The 25,690-nt window shown below is 58.7% G+C and carries 29 protein-coding genes and 3 pseudogenes; 9 read left to right on the top strand and 23 right to left on the bottom strand.

Annotated features, from left to right (window positions below; translation table 11 throughout):
- Window positions 1-26 precede the first annotated feature (26 nt).
- Window positions 27-1,954, bottom strand: a pseudogene (locus tag AC1D2R_RS25040) (mechanosensitive ion channel family protein).
- Between the two features lie 74 nt (window positions 1,955-2,028).
- Window positions 2,029-2,490 (bottom strand): DUF2267 domain-containing protein, encoded by a 462-nt coding sequence (locus AC1D2R_RS25045; protein ID WP_477971552.1) that lies wholly within the window; start codon window positions 2,488-2,490, stop codon window positions 2,029-2,031.
- Between the two features lie 225 nt (window positions 2,491-2,715).
- On the opposite strand from AC1D2R_RS25045, the gene AC1D2R_RS25050 reads away from it, so the two are divergent.
- Window positions 2,716-3,612 carry a bile acid:sodium symporter family protein gene (locus AC1D2R_RS25050; RefSeq protein WP_477971554.1) on the top strand — a complete coding sequence of 299 codons (897 nt, stop codon included), beginning with the start codon at window positions 2,716-2,718 and terminating at the stop codon, window positions 3,610-3,612.
- 460 nt (window positions 3,613-4,072) lie between these two features.
- Here the strand turns inward: AC1D2R_RS25050 and AC1D2R_RS25055 are convergent, their stop codons facing one another.
- From AC1D2R_RS25055 to AC1D2R_RS25100, 10 genes and pseudogenes are all read right to left on the bottom strand, one after another.
- Window positions 4,073-5,254: an acetate/propionate family kinase gene (locus AC1D2R_RS25055; protein ID WP_477971556.1), complete on the bottom strand. Its 1,182-nt coding sequence runs from the start codon at window positions 5,252-5,254 to the stop codon at window positions 4,073-4,075.
- A 25-nt stretch (window positions 5,255-5,279) separates the two neighbouring features.
- Window positions 5,280-5,570 carry a hypothetical protein gene (locus tag AC1D2R_RS25060; protein ID WP_477971558.1) on the bottom strand — a complete coding sequence of 97 codons (291 nt, stop codon included), beginning with the start codon at window positions 5,568-5,570 and terminating at the stop codon, window positions 5,280-5,282.
- 47 nt (window positions 5,571-5,617) lie between these two features.
- Window positions 5,618-5,812: pseudogene (locus AC1D2R_RS25065) on the bottom strand (MBL fold metallo-hydrolase); the annotation flags it as partial.
- Window positions 5,813-5,959: 147 nt separating this feature from the next.
- Complete coding sequence (locus tag AC1D2R_RS25070) at window positions 5,960-6,298, bottom strand: BON domain-containing protein (RefSeq protein ID WP_477971642.1); 339 nt, start codon at window positions 6,296-6,298, stop codon at window positions 5,960-5,962.
- Complete coding sequence (locus AC1D2R_RS25075) at window positions 6,264-6,677, bottom strand: hypothetical protein (RefSeq protein ID WP_477971560.1); 414 nt, start codon at window positions 6,675-6,677, stop codon at window positions 6,264-6,266. The genes AC1D2R_RS25070 and AC1D2R_RS25075 overlap by 35 nt, the downstream gene beginning before the upstream one ends.
- 124 nt (window positions 6,678-6,801) lie before the next feature.
- Window positions 6,802-7,740 (bottom strand): ABC transporter ATP-binding protein, encoded by a 939-nt coding sequence (locus AC1D2R_RS25080; RefSeq protein WP_477971644.1) that lies wholly within the window; start codon window positions 7,738-7,740, stop codon window positions 6,802-6,804.
- A 318-nt stretch (window positions 7,741-8,058) separates the two neighbouring features.
- On the bottom strand, window positions 8,059-8,355 hold the full coding sequence (locus AC1D2R_RS25085; RefSeq protein ID WP_477971650.1) for a hypothetical protein: 297 nt from the start codon (window positions 8,353-8,355) through the stop codon (window positions 8,059-8,061).
- Window positions 8,356-8,512: 157 nt separating this feature from the next.
- Window positions 8,513-8,686, bottom strand: a pseudogene (locus tag AC1D2R_RS25090) (hypothetical protein); the annotation flags it as partial.
- 39 nt (window positions 8,687-8,725) lie between these two features.
- Window positions 8,726-9,037, bottom strand: a complete 312-nt coding sequence (locus tag AC1D2R_RS25095; protein ID WP_477971561.1) for a DUF5335 family protein — start codon at window positions 9,035-9,037, stop codon at window positions 8,726-8,728.
- Window positions 9,038-9,214: 177 nt separating this feature from the next.
- Window positions 9,215-9,727, bottom strand: coding sequence for an Hsp20/alpha crystallin family protein (locus tag AC1D2R_RS25100; RefSeq protein WP_477971563.1), 513 nt, complete (start codon window positions 9,725-9,727; stop codon window positions 9,215-9,217).
- 548 nt (window positions 9,728-10,275) lie between these two features.
- Here AC1D2R_RS25100 and AC1D2R_RS25105 point away from each other — a divergent pair.
- The 5 genes from AC1D2R_RS25105 to AC1D2R_RS25125 all read left to right on the top strand — a co-directional run bounded on the left by AC1D2R_RS25105 (window position 10,276) and on the right by AC1D2R_RS25125 (window position 14,847).
- Window positions 10,276-10,926, top strand: coding sequence for a BON domain-containing protein (locus AC1D2R_RS25105; protein WP_477971565.1), 651 nt, complete (start codon window positions 10,276-10,278; stop codon window positions 10,924-10,926).
- 56 nt (window positions 10,927-10,982) lie between these two features.
- Window positions 10,983-11,156, top strand: coding sequence for a hypothetical protein (locus tag AC1D2R_RS25110; RefSeq protein ID WP_477971567.1), 174 nt, complete (start codon window positions 10,983-10,985; stop codon window positions 11,154-11,156).
- A gap of 39 nt (window positions 11,157-11,195) precedes the next feature.
- Window positions 11,196-11,633, top strand: a complete 438-nt coding sequence (locus AC1D2R_RS25115; RefSeq protein ID WP_477971646.1) for a pyridoxamine 5'-phosphate oxidase family protein — start codon at window positions 11,196-11,198, stop codon at window positions 11,631-11,633.
- A gap of 555 nt (window positions 11,634-12,188) precedes the next feature.
- Entirely contained in the window at window positions 12,189-12,929 is a 741-nt protein-coding gene (locus AC1D2R_RS25120; protein ID WP_477971569.1) for a Crp/Fnr family transcriptional regulator, read from the top strand.
- A 13-nt stretch (window positions 12,930-12,942) separates the two neighbouring features.
- On the top strand, window positions 12,943-14,847 hold the full coding sequence (locus AC1D2R_RS25125) for a hybrid sensor histidine kinase/response regulator (RefSeq protein WP_477971571.1): 1,905 nt from the start codon (window positions 12,943-12,945) through the stop codon (window positions 14,845-14,847).
- A gap of 180 nt (window positions 14,848-15,027) precedes the next feature.
- Here AC1D2R_RS25125 and AC1D2R_RS25130 read toward each other — a convergent pair whose 3' ends face one another.
- The 9 genes from AC1D2R_RS25130 to AC1D2R_RS25170 all read right to left on the bottom strand — a co-directional run bounded on the left by AC1D2R_RS25130 (window position 15,028) and on the right by AC1D2R_RS25170 (window position 22,148).
- A complete protein-coding gene (locus tag AC1D2R_RS25130; RefSeq protein ID WP_477971573.1) occupies window positions 15,028-16,413 on the bottom strand; it encodes a trypsin-like peptidase domain-containing protein in 1,386 nt (461 codons plus the stop codon).
- Between the two features lie 106 nt (window positions 16,414-16,519).
- Window positions 16,520-17,902 (bottom strand): sensor histidine kinase, encoded by a 1,383-nt coding sequence (locus AC1D2R_RS25135; RefSeq protein ID WP_477971575.1) that lies wholly within the window; start codon window positions 17,900-17,902, stop codon window positions 16,520-16,522.
- Entirely contained in the window at window positions 17,899-18,576 is a 678-nt protein-coding gene (locus AC1D2R_RS25140) for a response regulator transcription factor (RefSeq protein WP_477971577.1), read from the bottom strand. The genes AC1D2R_RS25135 and AC1D2R_RS25140 overlap by 4 nt, the downstream gene beginning before the upstream one ends.
- Window positions 18,573-19,139 (bottom strand): cytochrome b/b6 domain-containing protein, encoded by a 567-nt coding sequence (locus AC1D2R_RS25145; RefSeq protein WP_477971579.1) that lies wholly within the window; start codon window positions 19,137-19,139, stop codon window positions 18,573-18,575. The genes AC1D2R_RS25140 and AC1D2R_RS25145 overlap by 4 nt, the downstream gene beginning before the upstream one ends.
- 1 nt (window position 19,140) lies before the next feature.
- Window positions 19,141-19,407: a PepSY domain-containing protein gene (locus AC1D2R_RS25150; RefSeq protein WP_477971581.1), complete on the bottom strand. Its 267-nt coding sequence runs from the start codon at window positions 19,405-19,407 to the stop codon at window positions 19,141-19,143.
- Window positions 19,408-19,503: 96 nt separating this feature from the next.
- On the bottom strand, window positions 19,504-20,295 hold the full coding sequence (locus tag AC1D2R_RS25155) for a sulfite exporter TauE/SafE family protein (RefSeq protein WP_477971583.1): 792 nt from the start codon (window positions 20,293-20,295) through the stop codon (window positions 19,504-19,506).
- 39 nt (window positions 20,296-20,334) lie between these two features.
- Window positions 20,335-20,775, bottom strand: coding sequence for a DUF6691 family protein (locus AC1D2R_RS25160; RefSeq protein WP_477971585.1), 441 nt, complete (start codon window positions 20,773-20,775; stop codon window positions 20,335-20,337).
- Window positions 20,772-21,203: a YeeE/YedE family protein gene (locus tag AC1D2R_RS25165; RefSeq protein WP_477971587.1), complete on the bottom strand. Its 432-nt coding sequence runs from the start codon at window positions 21,201-21,203 to the stop codon at window positions 20,772-20,774. Before AC1D2R_RS25165 ends, AC1D2R_RS25160 begins: the two co-directional genes overlap by 4 nt.
- Window positions 21,204-21,209: 6 nt before the next feature.
- On the bottom strand, window positions 21,210-22,148 hold the full coding sequence (locus AC1D2R_RS25170; RefSeq protein ID WP_477971589.1) for an MBL fold metallo-hydrolase: 939 nt from the start codon (window positions 22,146-22,148) through the stop codon (window positions 21,210-21,212).
- Window positions 22,149-22,253: 105 nt separating this feature from the next.
- Between AC1D2R_RS25170 and AC1D2R_RS25175 the strand changes: the two genes are divergently transcribed.
- The 3 genes from AC1D2R_RS25175 (at window position 22,254) to AC1D2R_RS25185 (ending at window position 24,232) form a co-directional block, all read left to right on the top strand.
- On the top strand, window positions 22,254-22,901 hold the full coding sequence (locus tag AC1D2R_RS25175; protein ID WP_477971591.1) for a peroxiredoxin: 648 nt from the start codon (window positions 22,254-22,256) through the stop codon (window positions 22,899-22,901).
- Window positions 22,898-23,326, top strand: coding sequence for an ArsR/SmtB family transcription factor (locus AC1D2R_RS25180; protein WP_477971593.1), 429 nt, complete (start codon window positions 22,898-22,900; stop codon window positions 23,324-23,326). Before AC1D2R_RS25175 ends, AC1D2R_RS25180 begins: the two co-directional genes overlap by 4 nt.
- Before the next feature lie 156 nt (window positions 23,327-23,482).
- Window positions 23,483-24,232 carry a response regulator gene (locus tag AC1D2R_RS25185; RefSeq protein WP_477971595.1) on the top strand — a complete coding sequence of 250 codons (750 nt, stop codon included), beginning with the start codon at window positions 23,483-23,485 and terminating at the stop codon, window positions 24,230-24,232.
- Here AC1D2R_RS25185 and AC1D2R_RS25190 read toward each other — a convergent pair.
- On the bottom strand, window positions 24,186-24,632 hold the full coding sequence (locus tag AC1D2R_RS25190; RefSeq protein WP_477971597.1) for a hypothetical protein: 447 nt from the start codon (window positions 24,630-24,632) through the stop codon (window positions 24,186-24,188). The two genes, AC1D2R_RS25185 and AC1D2R_RS25190, sit on opposite strands and share 47 nt — an antisense overlap.
- A gap of 241 nt (window positions 24,633-24,873) precedes the next feature.
- Window positions 24,874-25,686 (bottom strand): universal stress protein, encoded by an 813-nt coding sequence (locus AC1D2R_RS25195; protein ID WP_477971599.1) that lies wholly within the window; start codon window positions 25,684-25,686, stop codon window positions 24,874-24,876.
- Between the last annotated feature and the right edge of the window lie 4 nt (window positions 25,687-25,690).

The raw sequence follows: 25,690 nt of genomic DNA on the forward strand, positions 1-25,690 counted from the left end.
CTGGCTCCATCGCCGGAAATCGAAACTTACGTGGAGGGAGTGGCTGCCTTAGCCTCATACACGCGGACTGCCGCCTGTGCCGCAGCCGCTCCGCCGGCCTTGTCGTCTCCGCCGACCTGCACTGTAGGATGGGCGAATGTTATTCCATTCGCAAGAAAGGCCTCCCGGAGCTTTGCATAGGCCTTGCGCCGGATATAGGTCTGCATGCCGGGAACTGTTGTCATTCCGAAACTCAGCGCGATGCCGTAGTCTCCGAACTCCTCGACACCCTTCATTTTCAAGGGCTCGATGAATAGGGGTCCAAGTTCGCTTCTCCCTTTAGTTCGGCGCCGACCTTCTTTGTAAGCTTACGAGCGGTCTCAATGTCCGTGTCGTAGCCGACGGAAATCCGGAACTTGTCTATAACCCAGTCGCGGCTCATGTTCTCGACGGCGCCGAGCTCGCCAAAGGGAACAGTAAAGACCGGGCCTCGATGGTGCCGGAGCCGGACCGAGCGCAAGCTAAAACCTTCGACAGTTCCCTTGTACTCCTTCGCCTGAATGTATTCACCGACCCGGAAGGCGTCATCAAGCATGTAGAAGACGCCGCTGATGATGTCCTTCACCAGCGTCTGCGATCCGAACCCGATCGCGACCCCGAAAATCCCGGCACCGGCAAGCAGCGGTCCGATCTGAACGCCGAGTTGCGAGAGTACGATCAGGCCGGTGATAACAAGGACGACGACGGCAATGGCATTCCGGAAAATGGGTAGAAGGGTTCGAAACCGCGCTCGGCGGGCGGCATCGGCAGGAGAAAGGGACGTGGTGTCGGAAGCGGTTCGCAACGAACGGTCGATCCAATGTCTGACCAGTTGCCAGACAAGATCGGCGAGAAGCAAAACGACAACGCTTTTCAATCCCCCGTAGACAAGCGCTTCGATCCAGGGGTCCTGCCGCCCGGGCGCTTCGGGATTGAGGTGCCACACGAGTGTCAGCCAACCGAGCGCCAATCCGACGATACCGGCTCGAACCCCGTGGGCAATCAGCAGGTGTCGCAGTCCGCCGGCGTCGGAAGAGAGCGTCGCAGTCATACGTGCTGTCCCCCTGAGCACGCGGGGAAGTACGATCGCGTAGATCCCAAGCCAGAACAATCCTCTCATGTCGAGACACCAGGCAATCCAGAGGGCCACGCCGAACGCGGTCGCCACAGCCTTATGCGACACCGACGTTTCCATCGTCGACCAGACTGCCTCTATCGACAAAGCCAGTACCACCAGGGAGAAGCAAACGGAGATCGCGTCTGCCACATCCGGATCGACACCCAATGGTCCGGCGAGGGCAAATGTCGCAATAGCAGAGACAACGACGCCGATGACGATGAGCAAGCGACGGCTCTGCCGAGGCGGAGTAAGTGTCAATGGCATCAAGGCGAGAGCGAAGCGGACAATAATGAAAGCGCTGATATAGGCGAACAGCGTCAAGCGCGCGAGCGGAGGCCAATCGACGGCAAAGAAGATCATGGCCGTCACGACCGAGAATATGCCGATAGATCCAAGCCTGACGAGCGTGCTGTCGCTGCGGGCCGCAAGCCGACGCCAGACCATTTCGGCCGCAAGCCCGACGGCTAGCAGGCAGGCAAAGATCGCGAAGACAGGTGCATAGCCCTTGGCAATGGTTTCGCCGCGCGTCTTGGCCGCGGCCATGCGCACTTCCTCGGGAATGCGAGGAAGCGCGCTCAGGACGTCATTCACGCGCTTCCTGATCGACGCTTCCCATATTGCGAGACCAAGCCTGTTCGCGTCTGAAACGGGCACTGCCTGTCCGGACTTGTGGCTCTCCAGCCGAGCTTGAACGTCGCGGTCTCCCAGCAACTGCAATAATTGCTCGACTTTTCGATCCGTTTCAGTGGCGGGCAGCGGGGCAGCCGACGCGATGGACGAGAACAGAACCACAATCCCGACGATTATCCATCTCATTTCAGGACGCCTCTTTTTTGGTGCTTATTCGAACACGGTCTCGTGGGCGTTTGCAATCTTACGAGCGACGAAGCCTATCGTACGGCGGATGCCGGCTTGCTCTGGGAAACAGACCCAACCTGATCGCTGATGGTGGCTGCGCAAAGCTTGAGCGCGCTGTCGAGCTTGTTCGATCTTTTGCGAGGGAGCCGGTTTTCGAACAGTCGCAGGACTTTCGAGAACAATTCTCTGTCTGAGGCAATGCTACGGGGCAAGGCAGCAGCGAGGACCGCCGGGAGATCGTGAAGATCATCGTGTCCCTGGCTCTTCATCGGATCCCAGTCCTCGAAATAGAGACCTCTGAGCATCATTGGCAAATCGTTGCCAACTTTGGCGTTGTCGTCCATGGAAAGCCTGTCACGTACCGCGTGCAGGATCGCGCGCAAAACCTCGTATGCCGTACGCTGTTCGCAACCGAGCAGTTCCGAAGCCTCCCGTATCCAGACCGCTGCCTCTTGGGCGGCGTCCGGAAAGGTGAGAATGGGGCTGTAGCGCATGCGGCCCTCCGTGTATTGGGGTTCGGTTCGTCGAGTTCGATCTGCGAGACGATGAACGTGATAGTCGTTGTCGTCCTTGACCTTTGTCAAACTGCGTACTGCGCTTGCAGTTATTGACGGCAACCTCCTTTCGCCCTTAGCCACGATTTCGGCGGAGTACATTGAAGTAGATCAAGGACGGGTATGTTCACCGCAGTATCATCGGGAGAACGCCGGGAGCTGTCGATGATGTCGGATCTGCTGAAGTACACTCTACATGTTGCCCTTGTTTCATTCATGCTTGGCAGCCTCGTCGATGTGGGTCTCAAGCTGGATGTGAGGGATGCCTGGGCCGCACTGCATGACAAGCGGTTTGTCATATCTAGCGCGCTCTTGGGTTTTGTTGTCGGGCCGCTTCTTGCCCTGTTTATCACGCGCGTCTTTGCATTGCCGGAGCCTTATGCGCTTGGACTGCTGTTGCTGGGCCTGACGCCGTGCGCGCCGTTTCTGCCCCTGCTTTCAGATGTCGCAAAAGCCAATCCTGCCTACGCGGCAGCATTCATCGTTATCGCAGCGCTTGGCACGATAATCGTGATGCCCATCGCGGTTCCTTTCGTGGCGCCGAATCTGCATGTGGGCGCGGGCGTCATCGCACGGCCCCTGCTGCTGTTGGTGCTTGCTCCATTTGTTGTCGGCATCGCGGTTCGAGGTCTCTCAACGAGATGGGCAGACAGATGCGATCCCATCGTAAGAAAGCTAGTCGCGCTGAACATCGTGATACTTCTATCCGTCGCCGTACTGCAGAACTGGCAGGATATGCTGAGTGCGGTTGGAACCTGGGCCATCGCAGCTCAGTTCATCTACTACTGCGGGCTGGCGGTCTGTTCCTATGGGCTTTCGTTCGGACTTCCCTACGACAAACGAAGCGTTGTCACGCTCGGAGTATCGACCAGGAATGTCGGCGCAGCGCTTGCCCCGTTGTCAGCCGTTCCCGATGCCGATCCGCGGTCGAGTACGATGTGCATTCTGGCTGCCTGCATTACTCTTCTGGTCGGATTTGCTGTCGCGAAGTTGTTGAACCGGCTGGCTCCGCCCCCCGTCTTGAAAACGATCGCGGTTAGCTGGCCTCATCCGCCTTCCTGAACCATCACCGGGCGTGCTCTCGCTGCTGATCAGGCGATCCACCTACACAAGACGATCGACGCCTGATCGTCTCGGAACATTTGCCTCTGGGCCACCTGTGAGTACGGAGGAGGGAATAGAGGTGGCCAGTTCCGTTCGCGGCCAACCTCGACAGTCCCGGTTATCGCCTTACCAAGCGTTACGCGACCCCACTCATCACCGGCTTATTTCTTGTCTCTTGATTTCGGGAATCGCGCTCTTCTACCGCGTCGGGCAAAGCTGGTTCCATGGCATGCACGAGTGGCTTAGCATGGTTCTAATCGCTCCATTTCGCTTTCACTTCTGGAAGAACGACGCTGAGGCGATTGTGCAAAAGTTAACGAGTTGCTGGTTTTGCCGCTGCAGCATCCGCGGCGGCCCTCAGTGATATTGGTACCCGCTGCGGCAAGGATGAGCTTCTTCAGATACTGGTGGCGAAGCCTCAATGAAATCCGTGTCGACTGATGGTGGCGAGCGCCTCGTCAGCGATGACCTGCTCCTCGTCGGTGGGGATGAGGAATGCTGCAATGGTGCTGTCCTTGGTGTTCAACACGGTTGCGCTGCTCTTGTTGGCGGCCTCGCTCAGGGAAAGGCCCATCCATAACAGGTGCCTTTCGATCCCTCGGCGTATTTCGGGCTGGTGCTCTCCAACGCCCCCTGTAAAGACGATCGCATCGACGCCGCCAATCGAAACGGCAAGGCGACCGATTTCGCCCGCAACTCTGAAACAGAACAGATCGATGGCCTCCCTAGCAGCGGGGCGGAAGTCTTCTAGAAGGGCTTGGGTGTCGCCGCCTATTCCCGAGACACCCAGAAGCCCGCATCGGTGATAAAGAAAATCCTCCAGCTTGTCGGCGTCAGACAAACCGGATCTGAGTAGATGGAGCAGCACGCCCGGATCGATTGCTCCCGGCCGCGTGGCCATCGGGACACCATCGAGAGGTGAGAATCCCATACTGGTGTCAATGCTCACTCCATCGACCATGCCGCAAAGACTTGCGCTGCTTCCGAGGTGAGCGCAGACAACTCTCCCACCGCCTATGTCTGGCGCAAGTCTATGGAGACACGCGGATATGTATTTGTAGGAAAGACCGTGGAAGCCGTATCGACGCACGCCCGCGTCGTGCATCGGGCCAGGGATTGCCAGTCTGGTCGCGAGGCTGCATTGCGAGGCGTGGAAGGCCGTGTCGAAGGACGCTGTTTGCATGACCGGCGGATAGAGTGAGAAGATGGCGTCGATCACCTTCAGCGCCTGCGACTGCTCGCGAGGGGCAAGCCATGACAAGCTTTCGATTTGTGACATCGTGCTTGCATTGAGAGGTGTCGGCCCTTTGAAAAGAAGTCCGCCGTGTATGATGCGGTGGCCGACGAATCCGATGCGACTGTCTCCGTGCAACAGACGATCGAGAACCTTCGCGATCACCTTGATGCCGACGCCGCCCGCAGCAATGGGCAGGTCGACTTGGTGAATCTCCTCGCCTACCTGATATGCGAGCCGCGGGTTTTGATCGAGAAACAAAGTGCCTCGGCCGACGCGTTTGGCCAATCCGGAACCGACGTCGAAGACGCCAATTTTCAAGCTCGAAGAGCCGACATTGAAGGCAACTCCCACTTCCCTGGTCATGCTGAACCTCATTTGGCTGTCGGCTCTATCGGGAGCCGGCCGCAGTCACGGCAGAATCCAATATTTGCATCGCGTAATCTGCTGTCGCCTTCTCGTCGGCCGGGCAGAGCTTCAACGAACGGCATCGACCCTGCAGATCTCGCAGGATCCGGCGCCGAACTCTCTCTACGACCGGCGCATGCTCCTTCCTCAGAAGCTCTTGCAGGCAGGCGACGGCGACCAGCTCGGACACCAAGAGCTTGCCTTCGACTTCGCCCTGTGTAGGAATGGCGAAGTGTTCGCCGGCGGGTTTGAAATCCCGGTCAGTGGATAGCATTGTGGTTCTCCTTTGCCTTGACGGTTTCTTCGCCGGGCTCGATTGCGCGCGTGCGTCAGCAGAACGGCATCGATCCGCGTCGGATCGAAGGGAAACGGGCGGAAGTTGAGCTCCTTCTCGCTCTTCGAGCCCTGAAACATGCCGCAGTCGATCATGATCCGGTGATCGGCAACGTCGAGAGTGAGGCGGGAGCCGGTCACCGATCCGGCTGCGCTATCGAAGGATAATGTGGGATCCCGCATGTTCCACCTGTCAGCGATTGGGCAGAGCATAGAGGAGAGTGGCGTGCCGTCCTTGACGGAGGTCAATCTGTGGATGACATGCCAAGCTAAATAACTGCCGCAGACGCGATCTTCTTCGCCGACCGGTGGTGGCAGCGCCACCCCGTACTAGGGAACGATCCATGTCAGATGGTCGCCGATCGTCTTTACACACGAAGCATTTTCCGCCGCGACCTTCGCGGCGAGCCTTTCCCGTTCGTCGAAGATGGTGCCGACCAGTTCGGTGACCCCATTTCTGACCCGGCAGCGTATGAAGCCATTCTTGCTCCAGCTCTGCTTTGCGAGCTCGGCTTCGACCGCGAGCTGGATTTGAGGTCGGCGGTCGAGGGAACCGACGGTTTCTCCATCCTTGTGAGAGCCCGAAGCAGATCTGACAGCGAGATGATTTCGACCGACCTCCCCAGACAGATAGTCATGAAAACAACGATCGCGGCGGATCGAGACCAGTTCTCAGGTGTCGCTGAGATCGCCTGTCGACCAACAGCAAGACGAACGCAAGCGCAGCCATCAGAAAGTAGGCGGCGTAGTAGGAGAGGGCGGCTATCAGCAGGTGGTAGCGGCGATGGCGGATGGGTTTTGGCGGGCACCAGACCGCGTTTGCGAAAGGCTCCGTCACCGCAAGTTTGAGAAGGTCCGGAAGCTCAGGTAGATGACCGGCACGTCTGGTTACCACCTGCCACACGGCTGAGGCGCTGGCGTAGGTGGCCATTTGGCACGATAGAGCCGTAGCGATCCCAAGCGGGTTTGCAGCTCTCGACAAAGCCAGCAACCAGGCAAGATCCGCAAAGTGCAGCAGGAGCGCCATAACGCCGGCAAATATCAGCACCCGGTTACCCAACTCATGACTGCACGTCCTGTCGATTGGTCAGGCTTCAGTAGCAGGTCGTCAGGTCCGGCCCAGTGTTCCTTAGCCACCTGGCGTCTCCGTCGTGTGCCCGATCACGTGCACTCTAGTTCGGTGCACCACCCGACGGGCGCTGGTCGAGGGCGCTCGCATCGCGGATAAGTTCATACTTCACCTGAGTGACGCGCAAGTCGCGATACCAGTCTACGAGCGCTCCCCATGGATCTGAAACCTTGTTGAGGCCCGCGATGAACGCGACAACAGTGCCGATCTCGATCCTGCCGGTGATGACGTAGTAGCCACCGAGTGCAAAAATCCCGGCGTATCCCAGCTGGAACATCAGGTTCATCAGGAAGTTCAGTGCGTACTTCAGTTTGTAAATGCTCATGTTTGTCGAAAAAAGGCGTTGAACGCGGGCCGCCTGATGCTTCGGTGATTTCGGCGAAGAATGATCGACCATCTCCTCGCTGAGATGCCGCATGACGGTGATCTTCGTTTTTACGCGCTGGTTTATCAGTCCCTGGAGGACAGGGACGAGGACGGCCTGGGGGACGAATACGGCGATGACGGCCAGAGCAAGGAGTGGCTGCAGATAGATCATGTAGCTGCCGACAGCGAGGAGGACGCCCGCCTGCAGCACGGGCTCGGATATGCTGGTACCAACGAATCCGCCGACCGGCTCAGCCTCCGCGAGCACAATCGACATCTCGACGCCCTCGACCAAGGTCGTGACGCCCTCGGGATGGCGCTCCCGCGCATCGATGACCGCCATGCGTAGCCAACGGATGGCTACTTCCCCAATCCAACCACGATACACGTTGAGAATGAGCTTGATGACGCCTTCGCTCAAGACAAGCGTCAGATAGGCCGCGACGAGAATGAGGATGGCGTTCAAGCTTGCGCCCTGCGTCGCGCCGTTCACGATGCGTCGTTGGACCTCAAGCGGGACGATGCTCACGGCAAACAGGAGAACGGACAATAGTACCAGCAGTGCCTGATGGCCCCGCCCAATTTTTGAAATGAAACCGGAGAGCCTTCGCGGCATCGCGTCTGCCTTGTCGGGTCGCACGTCTGCTGACATCTCTTCCTGCATCATCAGCGCCTCGCGTTGTCTGCTCTTTGCTCTCATCACGGTATCCTTCTGCGAGCACACTCAGCCAGATCGCAGCATGGCCTTCATGGACACACTGCAATCCGCCGGGCGGGCGCGACACTCTTAAAGGGCCCACCTTTCAGTACGCGTTGCCAATCCTCGCCGTGCAATGTCGACATGCTGCGTGAGGATGATCTTGTCCCGCGTAAGCGTGCCTACGCAGCACATCCATCCCGCCAACGTCCTGGATTGCGTTCAACCGCTTTGCGATCATCTTGGACTTGGCGATCGCCTGTGCGCCTTGGCGAGGTTGACCGTCACCGCCATTGACAGCATTTCGGGGGTCAGCCCGACGGCGACCGCTACCGCAAGCAGCAAAGCCCCAAACCAATTTCCCTTGGTGAAGCCGTTGACGAGAAAGACCAGGGGACCGAGGAAAACCGTCACGCCAATCATCTGCCAGGTGGACCGCCTGATGCCTCGATCGAATGCCGTTTCCTTCTGTTGCGCCGCGACTTCTTCGGCCAGCGCGCCAAAGAAGGTGCCGGCTCCTGTCCGGATTACCAAGGCTCGACCTCGCAAGCGCATCGCCGGGACGGTGAACCGTCGCCGTGGTCTTGACCATCGCTCGCAGCTTCGCCGCCGCTGCGCGAGACCAGCTCGCGGCAAACAGCGACAAACGCTGCTCCCGGCTGACAAGGTTCGCCCCGTACTGGCCGCGTCGGAGTTTAGCCTCGGACGATGATATGCCGGAATGGCTCGAACGAAGCAGCTCGCAAGCCGTATCCTGCGACCCCTCGCTTATGGTCGTGAGGTCTTCCGTACCACGCATCGTGGAGTTTGCCGCATTGACGTTCAGTGTCCCCGTCTTCACGTTCATCACGCCGCAAGCCTCCATTTCATGTACGCCTGGGCGGCCGATCTAACGGTGCCTGCGCTAGACAAACGTCATGAGTTGATGACGGTCTCCGAAGTCGATTACCTCGATGGTGAGGATTCTTCCGTTGTCGTCCTGCACCGAGATCTTTTGTGGCCGATCGACGATGTGCGTCATACCTTTGACCGAGATTTCGAGAGCGTCTTCCTTCGGCTCGTAGGTCGCACCAAGAAGCGATGCCGACCGCACCAGAATCTGGTCGCCGAGCGTCTCTCCAAACACCTCAATCCTGATTGTTCTCCCCTCGACGGCCTTTGCGAGCCGCGAGAAATATCCTGGCCAATCGACCTTAGCGAGCACCGTGACACCCATCGTGTCGTCTCCTCCTGATTGCCTCTCAGCGCAGTATCCCGAAGCTGAGAGCTGTGCATCTGTCGTGCGTGATGTCTCGTTGATCTTGGTCTGAATCATTTCTGAAACAGCGCGTGCAGAGGTAAGTATTGGGTTGGGGCGCAGCGTGGTGCACGTGCGCCCCACCTTAATGCAACTTTAGCTGGCCGTTATCTCGATCTTCCGATCATTTCGCTTTGCATTTGGGATCTTCGGAAGCGTGACTTTGAGAACGCCTTTGGCGAATGCTGCATTGACCTTGTCGGCGTCAATATAATCCGGAAGCTGGAAGGACCGCTGGAAAGAGCCATAGTGACGTTCCGAAACGTGATAGGACTTGTCCTTCTCTTCCTTTTCTTCAGACTTTTCGCCGCGGATCGTCAGGACGCCGTTGGTGAGCTTGACTTCAATGTTCTTCTCGTCCAGTCCGGGAACCTCCGCGGTAATTTCGAAGGCGTCGTCCCTTTCGACCACGTCGACAGCCGGCGACATGATCCATTCGTTCGCGGCGCGCCCGGAGACCGAGCGGGTCAGCGGACGCCATGACGAAGGCCCGAAGTCGTCGAAGAGGCGGTCGATTTCCGTTCGCAGCGATTCAAAGGGCGACCAGAAACCACCTTGAGCCGGAGCCTGGGGTTTGGATTCTGCTTTGACAGGGAGTGTATCTGGCATGATCGTCTCCTGGTGTACCGGAAAGATCCGGAAGCCGGATCTCACTACAGTTACGCTCGAAACCGAGCTCAATCATCAAAGCATTTCCGATAATTTGGAACCTTGATCCCGGTCAAAGTGGAAGGTTATTCGGTTCGCCATACTCCCGTGGTCTCAACGACCAGGGAACATACTAATGTTTGTCCGACACCCCCGTCCGAAAGCTGGCGGTTAAGCTCGATGTCATTGTTTGAAGTGAACGATTTTCTTTGCCGGGTGCGCAGGAACGGCCTTTGCACCCAGTACTGCGGTCCCCACAGGGTCGATATGCTGTGATTGCAGCCGCGGAGCAATGGCTTCGCGCTTGGCTCGCAAATCGCCTCGCTCAACGCGTTTCTCAAGAAGGTGTGGACCCTTGGCCCGCCTGGAAATCGCGCTGGATCTATTGCCGACGAAGCCAATCCTCGGCGGACAATTTCGTCTGGTTTGATCGAACGCAATGTGGTCTCGGCAAAACAGGAGGATTCTCAGGGGCAGTCTCGCGGAAACGCGTTCAACGGAGAAGTGTCATGAACGATCTCGCAATACGGCAAGACATTATAGACGAACTTGGCTTCGAACCGAGCGTCGATGCAGCCAATATCGGCGTCGCTGTGGAAGAGGGCGTCGTCACTCTTTCGGGCCATGTCGGCAGCTATGCGGAGAAGATTGCAGCCGAGATGGCTGTCAAGCGGGTCAAGGGCGTGCGCGCGCTCGCTGAGACACTTGAGGTGCGCTATGCGGGGCGTAAGCAGCATGCCGACGACGAGATCGCCGCACGCGCCCTTGATATCATCGAATGGGACGCGCTTTTGCCAAACGGTGCGATCGACGTCAAAGTTCAGAAAGGCTGGGTGACGTTGTCGGGCGAGGTTCCATGGCACTTTCAGCGAATTGCGGCGGAAAAGGCAGTCATGAAGCTCGGCGGTGTCCTCGGCGTGACGAATGTACTGTCGATCCAGCCGGCGGCATCCATCCCTGATGTGAAAAGCCACATCGTGGGTGCGTTGAAACGCAACGCAGAGGTGGAGGCAGACCATATAGAGGTCGCCGTCGCTGGCGGAAGCGTCACGCTGAAAGGCGGCGTCACCGGCTGGCGGGAGCGCAACGCCGCGGAGCGGGCGGCCTGGTCGACACCTGGCGTGGTCAGCGTCACCAATAACCTCGCGGTCACCGGCTGAGCCCAGTTGTATCTCGCGACTGAAATCAGCCCTGATGAACAAGCGGAGTCGCCAACATGCACGTCCAAGACGGCTATAAATGGCTGCGTTGGTTTTTGCTCGATCACGCATTGCTGCTTGTTCTCATCCTGTTGATTGCGACCGTGGTGAGCGTCCTCTTCTACCGCGCAGATGGCGATTTCACCCGATCAGATTCTCATCTCCAACGATCGATCGACGATCGTCTTTGAGCGAACGGAGCGATTGAAATGTCGATGGCCTTAAAAAACATGACGCATGCGGAATGCCTTCAAATGTTGACGGCCGCTCACTTCGGCCATTTGGGCTGTAGCAACGACGGACAGCCCTACATCGTGCCCGTCTATTTCGCGTTCCAGGCGAGAGTGGCCTACAGTTTTTCGATGCCGGGACATAAGGTCGATTGGATGCGGCAGAATCCGAAAGTGTGCCTTCAGGTGGAAGAATGGAAAACCAAAGGAGGCTGGCAAAGCGTGCTGCTGGACGGCACCTTTCAGGAGTTTCCGGATGATGAGGCCTGGCACGAGGAACGCCTTCACGCCTGGACTTTGCTTCAGAAACACATGAACTGGTGGGAGATCGGGTCGCTGAAGCCGGACGACGTCGCGCCGGCGCACGCATCGCCGCACCTGTTTTACGGAATCTATATGAATGATGTCTCCGGCCGAATTGCCACACAGATCGATTAGAGCCATCGCGCTCGTAACGCGTGATGTACGACCAACCTTCATTTTGAAAGCGGCCGCACCAGTGCGAACCGTGAGACGAGACCGCCACATCCAGCAGTAAAGAATAGTGGCTGTACCAGTTCTGCACTGCGACAACTTCTTCAGGTCCGATGAAGTCAGGTAGGGTGGCTCATTCATGGCTCTCCGCCGGCGGATTCGCTCATTATTTTCTCATCTTCTCCAGACGACCTTGATCCACGCCAAAATATCGCACTTTGAGTGCTCCGAATTGGAGCGGCGCTCGGCTTTCCACACCCCGGACGCGAGCGGGCTAGCCGCGCGAGCGACGTGAAGCCATCGAAAACGGAAACATGGACGAACATTGTAACGGCGGTATGCGGTCCGCGCAGCGCAAGCGACGTCCTTAAGCTAGTGCCGTCGGTCAAACGCGCGAACAGCGCGTTGGCAGTGTTGTCACACAGTGTCACACATCTACACCAGGAGACACAGAAGCGGCATCACAATGTAACGTTCCAGTCATCTACTGCGATCCTCATCCCTGGAGGAAGCAACATCATGCTGGCGAGCAATCTCAATATCCGCCCCCTTCTTGAAGAATCCGCGGTGGTGGACGAACCTTGCGGGCTCGCGATGCTCTTCGTTCGCAGTTCAGTCGAGCGTGCGGCAGCAGGCCAGATCGTCTTTTTTGAAGGCGACCGCGCCCTTCATCTTTTTGTGATCCGCGAGGGCAACCTTCGCATCTGCCGCCAACTTCACGACGGGCGGCGCGTCATTACGGGATTTCTTACCAAAGGCGATGTTGTCGGCGTCTCGTTCAAGAACCGCTACCTTTATAGTGTCGAAGCTTTGGACGATGTGTCATTCCAGCGGCAGACAAAGACGGAGTTCGAAAAGCAGCTTCTCGCCCGCCCCGATTTGCGACCGATGCTTCTCACCCAACTTTGCGACGAGGTTGCAGCAGCCCAGGACCAGATGGTGCTCTTGTCGTGCAGGAGCGCGGAAGAGCGCCTGTGCAGCTTCCTGCTCGCTCGCCTGCAGACGAGCATGGCGCAGGGTTACGAGCCCAACGTAATACTCCTCCCAATGACCAGACTGGACATCGCGGACTACCTCGGACTGACGATCGAGACGGTCTCGCGGACGATTACGAAGCTCGCCGGGCAGGGCATTCTGTCGGCTGGACGCAGACATGAAATACTCGTGCTGAAGAAGTCGGCGCTTGTGCAGCGAGCCGGAGAAGACGAAGCTGACGTCGATGACAGCGTTGACGATGAGCCAAGGTACTATCGTCATTAGAAGGTAGGCCTCAATGCCAGCTGATACCACAGTTTCACCTACCCCGGCACAGGATCTCGATGTAATCGCGCGGGTCTTCGACGATATCAGTGTCATTATCCACGGTGTGGACGGCGTCATCAGTCATTGGACGTCCGGCTGCGAACGCCTTTATGGCTGGAAGCGGGCAGAAGCTGTGGAACAGGTGGTTCACCGGTTACTCCGAACAAAGCTCCCGCGCTCGATCGAGGATATCCGTAGAGACGTTTATGCCGGCCTGGCTTGGGAAGGCGATGTCGTCCACCATCACAAGGACGGACATCCTATGACGATCGCCACGCGCTGGGTCGTCGTCGACGCAACTTCCCCGGCGCCCGTGGTTATCCAGACGAATACTGATGTTTCGGAAACGCGCAAGGTCCAAGACGACCTTGCCGGGCGTGAGGCGCATTTGAGTTCCATCCTGGCCACAGTCCCAGACCCGATGGTCGTTATCGACGAAGCCGGCTCCGTCACCTCCTTCAGCAGCGCTGCGGAAAAGCTCTTTGGCTATTCGCCGCGCGAGGTCATTGGCCGCAACGTTCGCATGCTGATGCCGTCCCCTTATCGCGAGGAACATGACAGATGCATTGCAGACTACCTCCGGACCGGCAGCGCAAGGATTATCGGTCTCGGACGCGTCGTCAAAGGCCGCAAGAAGGACGGGTCAACCTTTCCGATGGAGCTGTCTGTCGGCGAAGCGGTGTCAAATTCGACCAGGATTTTCACCGGTTTCATTCGCGATCTTACGAGCCGGCAGCGGACCGAAGAGGAACTGCGCCAATCCCAGAAAATGGAGGCCGTCGGGCAGTTGACCGGAGGGCTTGCTCACGATTTCAACAATCTGCTTACTGTAATAAGCGGCAATCTCGAGATGCTTAACGCCAGCCTGACAGATGAAGTTCAGCGTGAACTCGTGCGAGAAGCGCAAGATGCTGCGAACGACGGAGCTAAGCTCACTGGCCAGCTCCTTGCCTTTGGAAGACGCCAGCCTCTGAGCCCGAAAAGCGTGGACGCCGGCGCTCTCGTCGCTAGCTTTTCCGACCTTCTGAGACGAACGCTGGGCGAAGCGATTGAACTTCGTACGGCCATCAGAGGAAACGATCTCGCCGCGTTGGTTGACAGTTCCCAGCTTCAGAACGCATTGCTGAATCTCGCGCTGAACGCACGCGATGCGATGCCGACTGGTGGCAGCCTGACGATCGAGATCTCACGAGCGCAGTTGGACAGGGACTATGCCGAGATGTATCCGCAGGTGGGGCCCGCCGAGTATGTCCTGCTGGCCGTGACAGACACGGGAGCCGGGATGTCCGACGAAGTGAAGGCACACGCTTTCGAGCCGTTCTTCACAACCAAGGGTGTCGGAGCCGGTACCGGCCTTGGCCTCAGTATGGTTTATGGCTTTGTCAAGCAGCTCGGAGGACACATCCAGCTATACAGCGAGATCGACAAGGGAACGACGATACGGATCTATCTGCCAGCGGTTGGCGCCACTCCGGTGCGCGACGGTGAGCCTGCAAGCGCGGAGGCGCAGCCTGGCGGAACCGAAAAGATCCTGGTGGTCGAAGACGACGAGCGTGTGAGGCGCATTGTCGTCGCAAGACTTGTAAAGGCGGGCTACTCCGTGATCGAAGCATCGACCGGCGCACATGCGCTTGAATTCCTGTCGAGCAACGAGCCGATGGACCTACTGTTCACGGATATTGTGATGCCGGGAGGAATGAGGGGGGACGAACTCGCTCGACAGGCCGTATTGCTGAGACCCGATCTGAAGGTACTGTTTACATCGGGCTATGCCGAGCCGAGCATAGCCCGTCGTCCCTTGCCCAAGGCGAGTTGGCTGAAGAAGCCTTATACTGCTCAGGACCTCGCGATCCGTCTCCGGCAGCTCCTCGATTGATCGCCGCCGGTGGTCGATCTGGATGTCGCTATCACCCCCCCGCACGCCGTGGACGCTTTCAGCTGCCACCGTTGCTGCCTCGCGTTCGAGCAACGGCTCAACGTGGCCGTGAAGACTTGCCAGTCCGTCCTTGAAAGAGACCTGGACGCACTCGGGACGCATTCTCAATTCGGCTTCCAGCTACCGCTTGACCACGACGAAGATGCTATGATCGTCCCGAAAAATCCCGAGAAGTAGAAAGTCTGTCGCAGCCTTTGACAGGTCGACCACCATCTGTGGCGTCGTTGCGCTTGTCTGATTGACGCTTGTGATGGCGTCGCCCGGAAGCAAGCCCGCGGCTGCGGCGGGGCTGCTGTCGGATAGAGAGGAAATAACAGCACCTTGCACCTTTCCGAATGCGTCGGATGCGTTGTCGAGGGTCCGCAACGTGATCTGGTCGAGCAATCCCACTCCATCCACATAATCGACAGATCCACTCGTCGCATCCGCCGCCGAAGCGGCCTCCAGTCTTGCCACGATCTCGACTTTGCCGCTACGCCGCAGAACGGTCAGTTTGACGACGGTTTCCGGTGGAAGGGCTGAGATGCGCGCGCTCAGTTGTGCGCCTCCGGAGATCAATATTCCGTCGACGGCAGCGACAATGTCACCTGCGACGAGACCGGCCTTTTCGCCTGGAGATTGAGGGAGAACCTCATCGATCAAGGCTCCGGCTCCGGTCGTGGCATGGACGCCAAGCGCCCTTGCGAAATCTGCGCTGCTATCTTGAACCTGCACGCCAAGCTGGCCACGGCGAATTTCTCCATGTGCAACGAGATCGCGCATGATCACGGTGGCGATATTGATCGGGACCGCAAATCCAATCCCTATGTTTGCTCCCAAAGGTCCGAGGATTGCCGTGTTGATACCCACGACCTTTCCCTCCAGGTCCACGAGTGCACCTCCGGAATTTCCGGGGTTCAGGGATGCATCGGTCTGGATGAAGCCCTCTTCCGAATTCAGCCCCAACCCGGATCGATCCAGCGCGCTGACAATGCCAAAGGTCGCGGACTTCCCAAGGCCATACGGCGTACCGATGGCGACCACGTAGTCGCCGACTTTCAGCGAACTGGAATCTCCGAGCACGGCCTGGGTCAAACCGGCCGCCTTAATCTCGATTACTGCCAAATCGGTCTGTGCGTCGGTTCCGACGATTGCCGCATCGTAGGTTTCGCCACTGGCAATCGTCGCCTTTATGGACGTGGCGCCTTCAATCACGTGATTGTTCGTCAGGATATAGCCGTTCTGCGCATCCGTTATAACCCCGGTCCCTGTCGTCTCAGAGATCTGGCCCACAGCGGGGTTCTGCGCGCCGGGCGCCAGGTACAAAGTGTCGTCCTGCTGATCGGTTGACTTTCCGTGCACGGATATGCTGACGATCGTCGGAATGACACGGCTGAGCATCGGCGCAAGAGACGGCGTGACCGCCTGCCTGGCAACGGCGCTATCGAGCGACCCGAGGAACAACACCAGCGCGCCGACGGCGATTGCCATGTCCCGCAGACCGTAAGGAACGTAACCGCCGGCCATGCCTCATCTCCTCTCTCAACAGATCGCAAGGAAAGGCTTAGGCCAAAGGGGCGGGGGCGCATTGATCAAGCGCAAATTGGTGCATGACAGGGGTCCGGCGAAACGGTCAGGCGCTTGCAGGCCGGTGGGTCTCCGTCCCCCCTTCGTCGTGGAGCACGCCGTTTTTGCGTTGATCGGCGAAGGTAATGTCGAAAACGTAGCCCGACCTTGTCGTCGATTGCCGAAGTGCGCCCCCGTGCAATTCGGCAATGCGCGTAACGATCTTCAAGCCGATGCCCAGGCTGTCAGCGTGGTCGCTGGTTCTTGGTTCGCGTCGGATTTCGCGCGCGTAACGATCCTCGACGCGAATCGTGTTGCCGACCACATGTATCAGGATAGCAGTGCCAGCAGGCGTATGGCGTACGCCGTTTTCGACGAGGTTGCGCAAAGCGTCCTTCAGGAGCGCGGGCGCACCCCGGATCGTCGCGCTCTCGACCTCAGGGCAGAACTCCAGTGAATGGTTATGCTCGTAGACCCAAGGGGCGAGCTGCTCGACGACAGAGGACGACAGCGCAACGAGGTCGACGGTTTCGAACATGCCATGGTCGAAGCTATCGAGCCGGGCGAGGGCAGTCAGTTCCGCGACGAAGCGCACGAGGTCGTCCAGATCGGCTTCTGCTTTGCGGGCGCGAGGATGGTCGATGTTACCCAGCTCAAGCTTCATGGCAGCAAGTGGGGTGCGGATCTCGTGTGCTATGCCTGACGTAAAGAGTTTCTGAGACGTCATCAGTTCGCCTACGCGCCCGAATGCGCGATTGATGGCGACTGCAAGATGGGCAACCTCGCGCGGCATTCCATCGAAATTGAGATGGGAACGTGCATCCATCGGGTCGATGCTATCGGCAGCGTCGGCTGCGGCGCGCACTGGCTTCAGCGCCTGCCGGACGGACAACAAGGTGGCGCCGAGAACCAAGACCAGCAAAATGCTCATCGGCACTAACATATGTTCGATGACTTCGTTCCAGAAAACGGAGGAAACCACATTCTGCGGATCACCGATCGTTGCGACGTCGACGACGAAACGTCGATTTCCGACCAGGAATGCGCGACCGCCAACCAAGGCCAACGGCTTGCCTGGCTTTAGCGATCGGAGCCAGAAATCGGGTGGATTGACATCCGCTGGAAGGAACCGGTTTTCACAGGCATCGTCGCAAGACTCAAATACAAGTGTGCCGCCAGCGTCGCGAATTCGAGCGACGTAGCCGGTCGACCGCTCCTGGTAGCGCTGCTTGACGTTGTCGGGGAGCCGATATTGAACGTTTTGCCCATCGATGGTGATGCCCGAGGCCAGCCGCTCGGTTTCCTGCTCGACGAACAGACGCGATAGCTCGCCGACATTCCAGTAGTAGTCGGAGAAGATCACGGCAAGCTGCAGGACCATGGCCAGTACGGCAAAGAACGCGATCCTTCTTGTCAGAATCGTGCCCAGGGTAGGGTGGGAGCGGCTCACGCGCGATCCTCGCGCATCATGTAACCGACGCCCCTTACCGTTTCGATCGACGACCCGGTTGGATGGCTTTCAAGCTTCTTGCGCAGCCTTGAGATCGCCAATTCGACAGCATTGGTGCTTCTTTCGTCGCCGTATTCCGAAAAAGCGTGTTCTATCTTTGCTTTGGAGACGACCCTGCCGCCGTTGCGCATCAGGAGTTCGAGCAGATCCCTCTCTGATGGAGTGAGTGCGATGTCAGCGCCGGAACAGGCCACACGATGCGAGGCAATCTCGAATTTGAGGTTGGCGAAATCCAAAGTCGGCATCGCGGTGTGAGGAGCGCGCCGCATCAACGCGCGAATGCGCGCGATCAGTTCTCCGTTATGAAAAGGCTTCGCGAGATAGTCGTCGGCGCCCGCATCCAGACCAACGATGCGTTCGTCGATCGCTCCTCGCGCCGTCAGGACGAGAACCGGTGTCTGAACCTTTGAGGCTCGCAGCGATTTCAAAACATCAATTCCGTCTTCATCGGGCAGGCCGAGATCAAGTAGCAGCAGATCATAGTCCGCGCCGTCGAGAGCAAGACGCCCATCCTGTGCGGTCTCGAAAGCATCGATCTTCCAACCGACGCTTCGGACGGCCTCGCAAAGCAGTTCGCGAAGCCGTAAGCTGTCCTCGATCAGCAGAATTCTCATGCTTTCTTCCGACCAGTAACCATCGACCAGACCAGATTCTCCCTGTGTCTCCAGCTTTCCACGACGGCCGCGCCGGCATGGATAAAAGCGAGGACCATGATGCTGTTGGCGATCGTACTATGCAATTCCTGCAGCCACTTGTCTCCCCAGAAGGCATCGAGCGTCGTCATCCAGCCGGTCAGGGCCGTTGCTGCCAGCAATACCATCAGGCAAAGCATCATTACCGAGGCAAGCGGGTTATGGCCGATATATCGCCTCTCGTTCCTTTCGATGATATCAAGTATCTGGCCAGCCACCTTGGCAGGGGTGGGCAAGAAATCACTGAATCGAGAATGCTTCGTGCCAATGAATCCCCAGACGACACGGATGATTATAGCCGTGGCAACGACATATCCCGTGACGCGGTGCCAGTACTTGCCCTCCTCAAGCACGAAAAGGTTGAGCATGCATGCAACGACGACCGTCCAGTGAAAGGCCCGGACAACGGGGTCCCACACCTTGATCGTGCGCTGCGCGGAGGCGGAGGGCGCAAAGCCCTCCTTCTTCGACGAAACCGATGTCATCTCAGTCGCCCTTCTGGGCAATGGCGCCGGACACCGGATTGAAATAGACTTCAGCCCGATTGCCGCTCTTGTCCTTGCCGTAGATCTCGTAGCAGTTGCCCGTGATCTCGAAGGTCTTGACCTTATAGCCCATGGCGTCGATCTTCGCTTTCATGGCGTCTTCGGACATCCACTTGGATTTCGGCTCGGCGGTGCAGTTCGGGCTTGCGAGAACCAGTGCCGGTGTTGCGGATGCGATCGCGAGAGCGGCGATAAGTTTCAGCATCATGAAAAATGTCCTCTGTTGGTGCCCGTTGCGGGCGACGGGGACATCGATACGGCAGCAAAGCTGTCGGTTTCCTGTCAGTATGTCGTTTTGCCGATATCAGGCAACCGATGGATGGCCGGCGATCCGATAGATCATGTAGGCGGCGACTGCGAAGATAAGCGCAGCAAACAGGCTGTTTAGAACCCCCTTGCGCGCTGAAAGATGCTTGGCGAGATTGGCGCCGAGCAATCCTCCGACTACGCCGCCGGCGATGAAGATCGCTGCGAGCAGCCAGTCCACATATCCGGACAGGGCATAGTTGAGCGCTGTCGTCAGCCCGAATGCCGTGACCGCGACGAGCGACGATCCAATCGCGAAGATGATTGGCATGCCGGTCGAGGCGATCAGGCCAGGAACGATCAGAAAGCCGCCGCCGATGCCGAAGAAGCCGGAGAACACACCGGTCAGCCCGCCAAACCCGGCGACCTTGTGCACGTTTTCTCGTGAGCATTGCGCTCCCGGGTCGCCGTCTGCGTCGCGCTTGCGAAGCATCAGAATGCCGATGACCAGCATGAGAAGCGCGAAGAGGAAGAGCAGGTTCTGGCCATCGACCATCTTGCCGATGCTCGAGCCGATGAACGCACCAATTATGCCAGCGACACTGTAGACCCCTGCGCAACGCCATTTGACATTGCCAAGCCTCGCATGCCCGAGCAGGTTGGCGAATGCATTGGCGGCGACAGCGAAGGCGCTGGTTCCGATTGCCAGATGAGCGCTCGGAACGCCGACGAGGTAGACCATGAGGGGCACGGCAAGGATTGAACCGCCACCGCCGAACATCCCAAGCGTGAAGCCGACAAGTGCGCCGGAAACGGCGCCAAGATTATATTGCATGGGATCGAGGTACATGGCGATGGCCTTGGGCCGTCGGGCGGCCTCTCCTTATGCTCAACGAAGCCGAAGCGACGCGCTTTGCCCGGATGGGACGATGCGGTAGGTGAACATGCCGGCGAGCATGGCTACGGCGAACAGGCCGGCCTCCCAACGAAGGGTGACGAGGGATGCGATCGCCGGGCCGGGGCAAAGCCCCACCAGGCCCCAACCCAGGCCGAAGAGGGCCGCACCGAGGACGAGCCTGGTGTCTATGGAGCGGTTGGCCGGGACGTGGAATTCCGTATCGAACGCCGGGCGAGATCGAGACCGCTTGATCGCATAGGCGAGGGACGACGGGATCAATGCGCCGCCCATCACGAAGGCGAGCGACGGATCCCAGTTTCCAGCGACATCGAGAAAGGCGAGCACGCGGGCGGGGTTGACCATGTCTGACACGACGAGGCCGATGCCGAAGAGAATGCCGCAGAGGATCGATGCGAGGATTCGGTTGGTCATGACAGGCCTCCGATCAGATGGCGCATCAGGAAAACCGTCAGCGCCGCAACGGCCATGAAGGTCGCCGTGGCGACAAACGACCGCGGGGACATTCTTGCTAGGCCACAGACGCCGTGACCACTCGTGCAGCCCGAACCGAGCCGTGTGCCGAAGCCTACGAGCAGCCCGCCGGCGATCAAAAGCAACGGCGACGACGACATCGTCAGCTCGGCGTGCCTGATGTAAGAAAATGCTATGCCGGCTCCGCCGACAATCCCGCCAATGAACCCGATGCCCAAGGGACTGATGCCTGCTCCGGTCCACCCAAGAGCCGATGCGACCAAGCCGGATATGCCGGCGATCCGGCCATCAAGCAGCAGATAGAGCGCGGCCGAGAGGCCTATGAGCAATCCGCCGGACAGCGGCCATATGTAATTGAGTTGGGACATGTGTGCTCAGAGCGCGTTGATGGGGATCTTGAGGTAGTGGGTGCCGTTGTCTTCCGCCGGGGGTAGCTTGCCCCCGCGCATGTTCACTTGCACCGATGGGAGGATCAGCTTCGGCATCGCCAGAGTTGCGTCGCGCTCATTGCGCATCGTGACGAATTCGTCTTCGGTCACGCCTCCGTGTACGTGAATATTGCCATCGCGCTCGGCACCGACCGTGGTCTCCCAGGCGTAGTGGTCCCGACCGGGCGCCTTGTAGTCATGGCACATGAACATGCGTGCCTCGGCTGGGAGCCCGGTCAGGCGCTTGATGGAACGATAGAGTGTTCTGGCGTCGCCGCCCGGAAAATCACAGCGCGCGGTGCCATAGTCGGGCATGAATAGCGTGTCGCCGGGGAAGACGGCGTCGCCGACGACGTAAGCCAAACAGGCGGGCGTATGGCCGGGAACATGAAGAACCGTCGCCTCCAGATTGCCGATCTTGAAGCGATCGCCGTCCTGGAAGAGCTGGTCGAACTGGCTTCCGTCTCGCTGGAATTCAGTCCCGGCGTTGAAAATCTTGCCGAAGACCTCCTGCACGCGAACGATCTCGCGACCGATCGCGAGCTCGCCACCGAGTTCCGCCTGAAGAAGAGGGGCGGCGGAGAGGTGATCTGCATGGGCGTGCGTCTCGAGCAGCCAGTGCACTTCGAGTCCCTCGGACCTTACGAAGTCGATGATTGCACGTGCGGAAGAATTCGTCGTTCGACCGGATGCCGGGTCGTAGTCGAGCACGCTGTCGACTATGGCGCAGGCCTTCGAGTTCGGGTCGCACACGACGTGGCTAACGGTATAGGTCGCCGGATCGAAGAACGATCGAACGATGGGGCGCTTGCAATGATCCGGCAATGCTTGGCGGACGATCTCGCACGCATGGGATAGGTTTGGATCGAGAGTGGGGTTGGACATGGCAGCTTCCATCTGATTATGCTAAAATATATATTTACATTAAATATGCAAGTCTATAGTTTCATTGTCACCATAATGATGCGCCGAGCGAGCAAAGAGGGTGACATGGACGGATCGGGTGATAGACAGGGGATCGTGCCGACGGCATTGCGGATCAATGACGTTGCGCCAGGATTCTCGGCCCGTTCCACCGCTGGCGACGTGTCGCTTTCGCAATATCGGGGGCGCTGGCTACTGTTTTTCTCCCATCCCGCGGACTTCACCTCGGTATGCACCAGCGAGTTCATCGCCTTCGCTCGCGCTCACGAAAGCTTTACCAGGCTTGGCTGCGATCTCCTCGGTTTGTCGGTTGATAGCCTGTACTCCCACGTCGCCTGGCTACGCGATATCGAGCGCAGCCTCGGGGTGAGGATACCGTTCCCGGTGATAGAGGATTCGGCGATGGTGATTGCGAGAGCATACGGGATGCTGGGCAGCTCTTCCGAGAACAGCGGTACCGTCCGCGCAACCTATGTGATCGACCCCAAAGGCGTCATTCGCGCGATTGTCTGGTATCCGATGAATGTCGGGCGATCGGTTGGAGAACTTCTCCGCCTCGTCGAGGCGCTGCAGACATCGGAAAGGGAAGGGGCGGTCGCCCCGGAAGGGTGGCAGCGCGGCAACGCGTTATTCGAACCTGCCATGGCCTCGATGGGGGAGGTCGACGAAATGCCCGACGGCGAAACCTGGTACTATCGGAAGCGACGCGTATGACCGGCATGTTTCCTTCCCTCGAAGAGATGCAGGAGAAGGCTGCGGAGGCGGCGGAATTCATGCGTGTTTTCAGCACGCCGAGCCGGCTTATGCTGCTTTGCTATATTGCGAAACGCGAGCGGTCCGTCAGCGAAATCCAAGAGGATCTGCACTTCAAGCAGCCCGCGCTTTCGCAGCAGCTCGCGGATCTGCGCCAGGCAGGCCTTGTCGAGACCCGCAGGCAGTCGCGCCAGGTCTACTACGCGATCGCCGATGGACGTGTAGCAATCGTCATGAACATGCTCGTGCAAATGTTCTGGGAGTTGCCCCCGGCCGTGGGTTCGGCTGCTGCTCCTGCTTTCATTCGCCACGGCTCCGGTGGCGGTGGCACGGCATCACTGGAGGAGATGGCGCATTGGGCACGGCTTGATGCGCCATCTAGCTAGAAGGGGAGGCAGTTATGAATGAGAGCGACAATGTGACAGTGAAGCCGGTTTCCAGAGCGACCGAAAGTGCGATTGACGCACAAGAATCCTGACGTATGGTGGCAGAATCCAGCATTTCGGGTTCGTTAACACCAATGATCCAAGGACGTCCTGACAATGACGGTGGAGTCTTCAGACAAAACGCAAATTCTTGTTGTCGATGACGATCCGCGCATCCGTCAGCTGCTTCAGCGGTACTTTGAGCAGGAGGGATACAAGGTCACCTGTGTCGCGAATGGCAAGGATATGAGATCTGCGTTCCGTGCGACGCACATCGACATCGTGCTGCTTGATCTCGTACTTCCGGATCAGGACGGGATAGACCTCGCTCGTGAGATACGAAGCGGCTCAAATGTGCCGATCATGATACTCACCGGGCGTGAGGACATCGTAGATTGCGTCGTGGGCCTCGAAGTGGGCGCGGACGACTACGTGGTCAAGCCATTCCACTTGCGTGAGGTTCATGCGAGGCTCAAGTCGATCCTGCGCCGCTACAAGGCGTCTCCTAACCCCACGCCGAAGGTTGACGACGTACTTGTCTTCGAGGGCTGGCAGCTCGACAGGGACAAACGCAAGCTTCTCAACCCGGAGAGCGTCGAGATCGAGCTTTCAACCGGGGAGTTCGAGATGCTGGACGCATTTGTGCGTAACGCAGGTCGAGTCTTGAGCCGGGACATGTTGATGGATCTGACGAGGCATCGGGAACGGGATGCCTTCGACCGGTCGGTCGACACGCAGATCTCGCGGTTAAGGCGAAAGATCGAAATCGATCCGGCACGACCCGTACTTATAAAATCCATTCGATCGGTAGGCTACGTGTTCACAGCGAAGCCGAGCCGCGTTCCTGCGGTCGAACGCGATAGATGAGCCCATGGTTCCATCGCCGAAACAGCTCGGGACCTTCCAGCTCATCCAGGCTTTCGGGCAGCTGGTTCCACACACGCATGAACTGACAGGCGGAAGCCTCGATTTCCAGGCTTGCAAACAGGCTTTCGGCGAGGTGGTTCTGGTCAGCGGCGCTAAGCGCGATGAAGATCGGCACATCCATCAACCACCCGACTTGCGGATGCATGAGGAACCTGAAGACAGCCAGTCCCCTTACTCGCCCGGCCAGATCGCTTGCCCCGATACACCGCCATCTTCGGCTGCCGTCGAACAAGGCAGACCAATCCTTCTCGTCGAAGGCCGGCGCCACGCTGCAGACCAACGCAAGGGCCGAAAGCGCATTGTCAGGCTGCAATTCGCAGATGACGTAATTGTCCATCATCGCGTTCTCCCCTTTGTTATCAGGTTCATTTGTCGCGCAGCCGCCATCCGCGAGCATTGTCCTAGATCAATGAATGGCGCGCTATTTCTATCGAGACGGCATGGAGCACCGGCATCGCCGTGCTACGAAAAACGGGGGGCCGTATCGGTCTGTCGAGGACGCCATGATCGCCGCCGGTCCACGGCGCGCTGGTTCGCGAGCCTATCGATGGCCGTCGTTTTGAATGCCCTTCGGCGCTGAGCTAGTGCGACAGGAGCGTCGGGATTCGCAGATTGTCAAGCAGCCCCCGAGTAACACCGCCGACAAGGGCCTCGCGAAGCCGCGAGTGCCCGTAAGCGCCCGCGACAAGAAGGTCGGCGTGGCCCTCGAGCGCTGCGTCCTGGATCGCGGTCGGGGTATCCTCTCCATCACCGTGCAGCGTGGCCAATTCGACTTCGAGGCCGGAATGCCGAAGCGCTTCGAGATACAGATCAAGGATTTCGTCGCTCGGCAGCGCTGCGTCACTGACACGAATAACCGTCGCACGCGTGGCGGTCTGCATCAACGGGAAGGCGCTGGAGACGGCGCGCGCGGCCGTGGCACTCCCGTCCCACGCGATCGCAGCATTGTCGATGCGGCCGTAGTAGTCGCCCGTTGGTAGCAGAAGCACAGGCCGGCCACTATCGAAGACAAGCCCTTCGATAACCGATCGTGCCACCTCTGTATTTTCCATGATCGTGACGTCGTAGGCACGAGCCAGCTCTGCAAGTCTCAGTGTCGCCGACATCGCCTGTGCCTCCACCGGAACAAGTCTGACGTCGAGCGCGACACGGGCTGCTCGTACTTTCAGGTGCCTGACGAGAAGGGCTGCGACCCCACGATCGAACCGGTCCGCTTGGAACTCGTCGTCGTCCGAATAAGTCTCGGTCGCCTCATGGCCGGGGCGTCGCGCAGCCGCGAGGCTCGCAACAAGCTCGGCGCCTTGATGCAGAGAAAACTGGATGGCGTTCTCGATGATCGCGAACGAACTCGCTTCCGGATGCGTTGTCAATGGCAGATGGAACTGCGGTCTCATTGCG

This window comes from Rhizobium sp. P1_C7 (assembly GCF_056406295.1).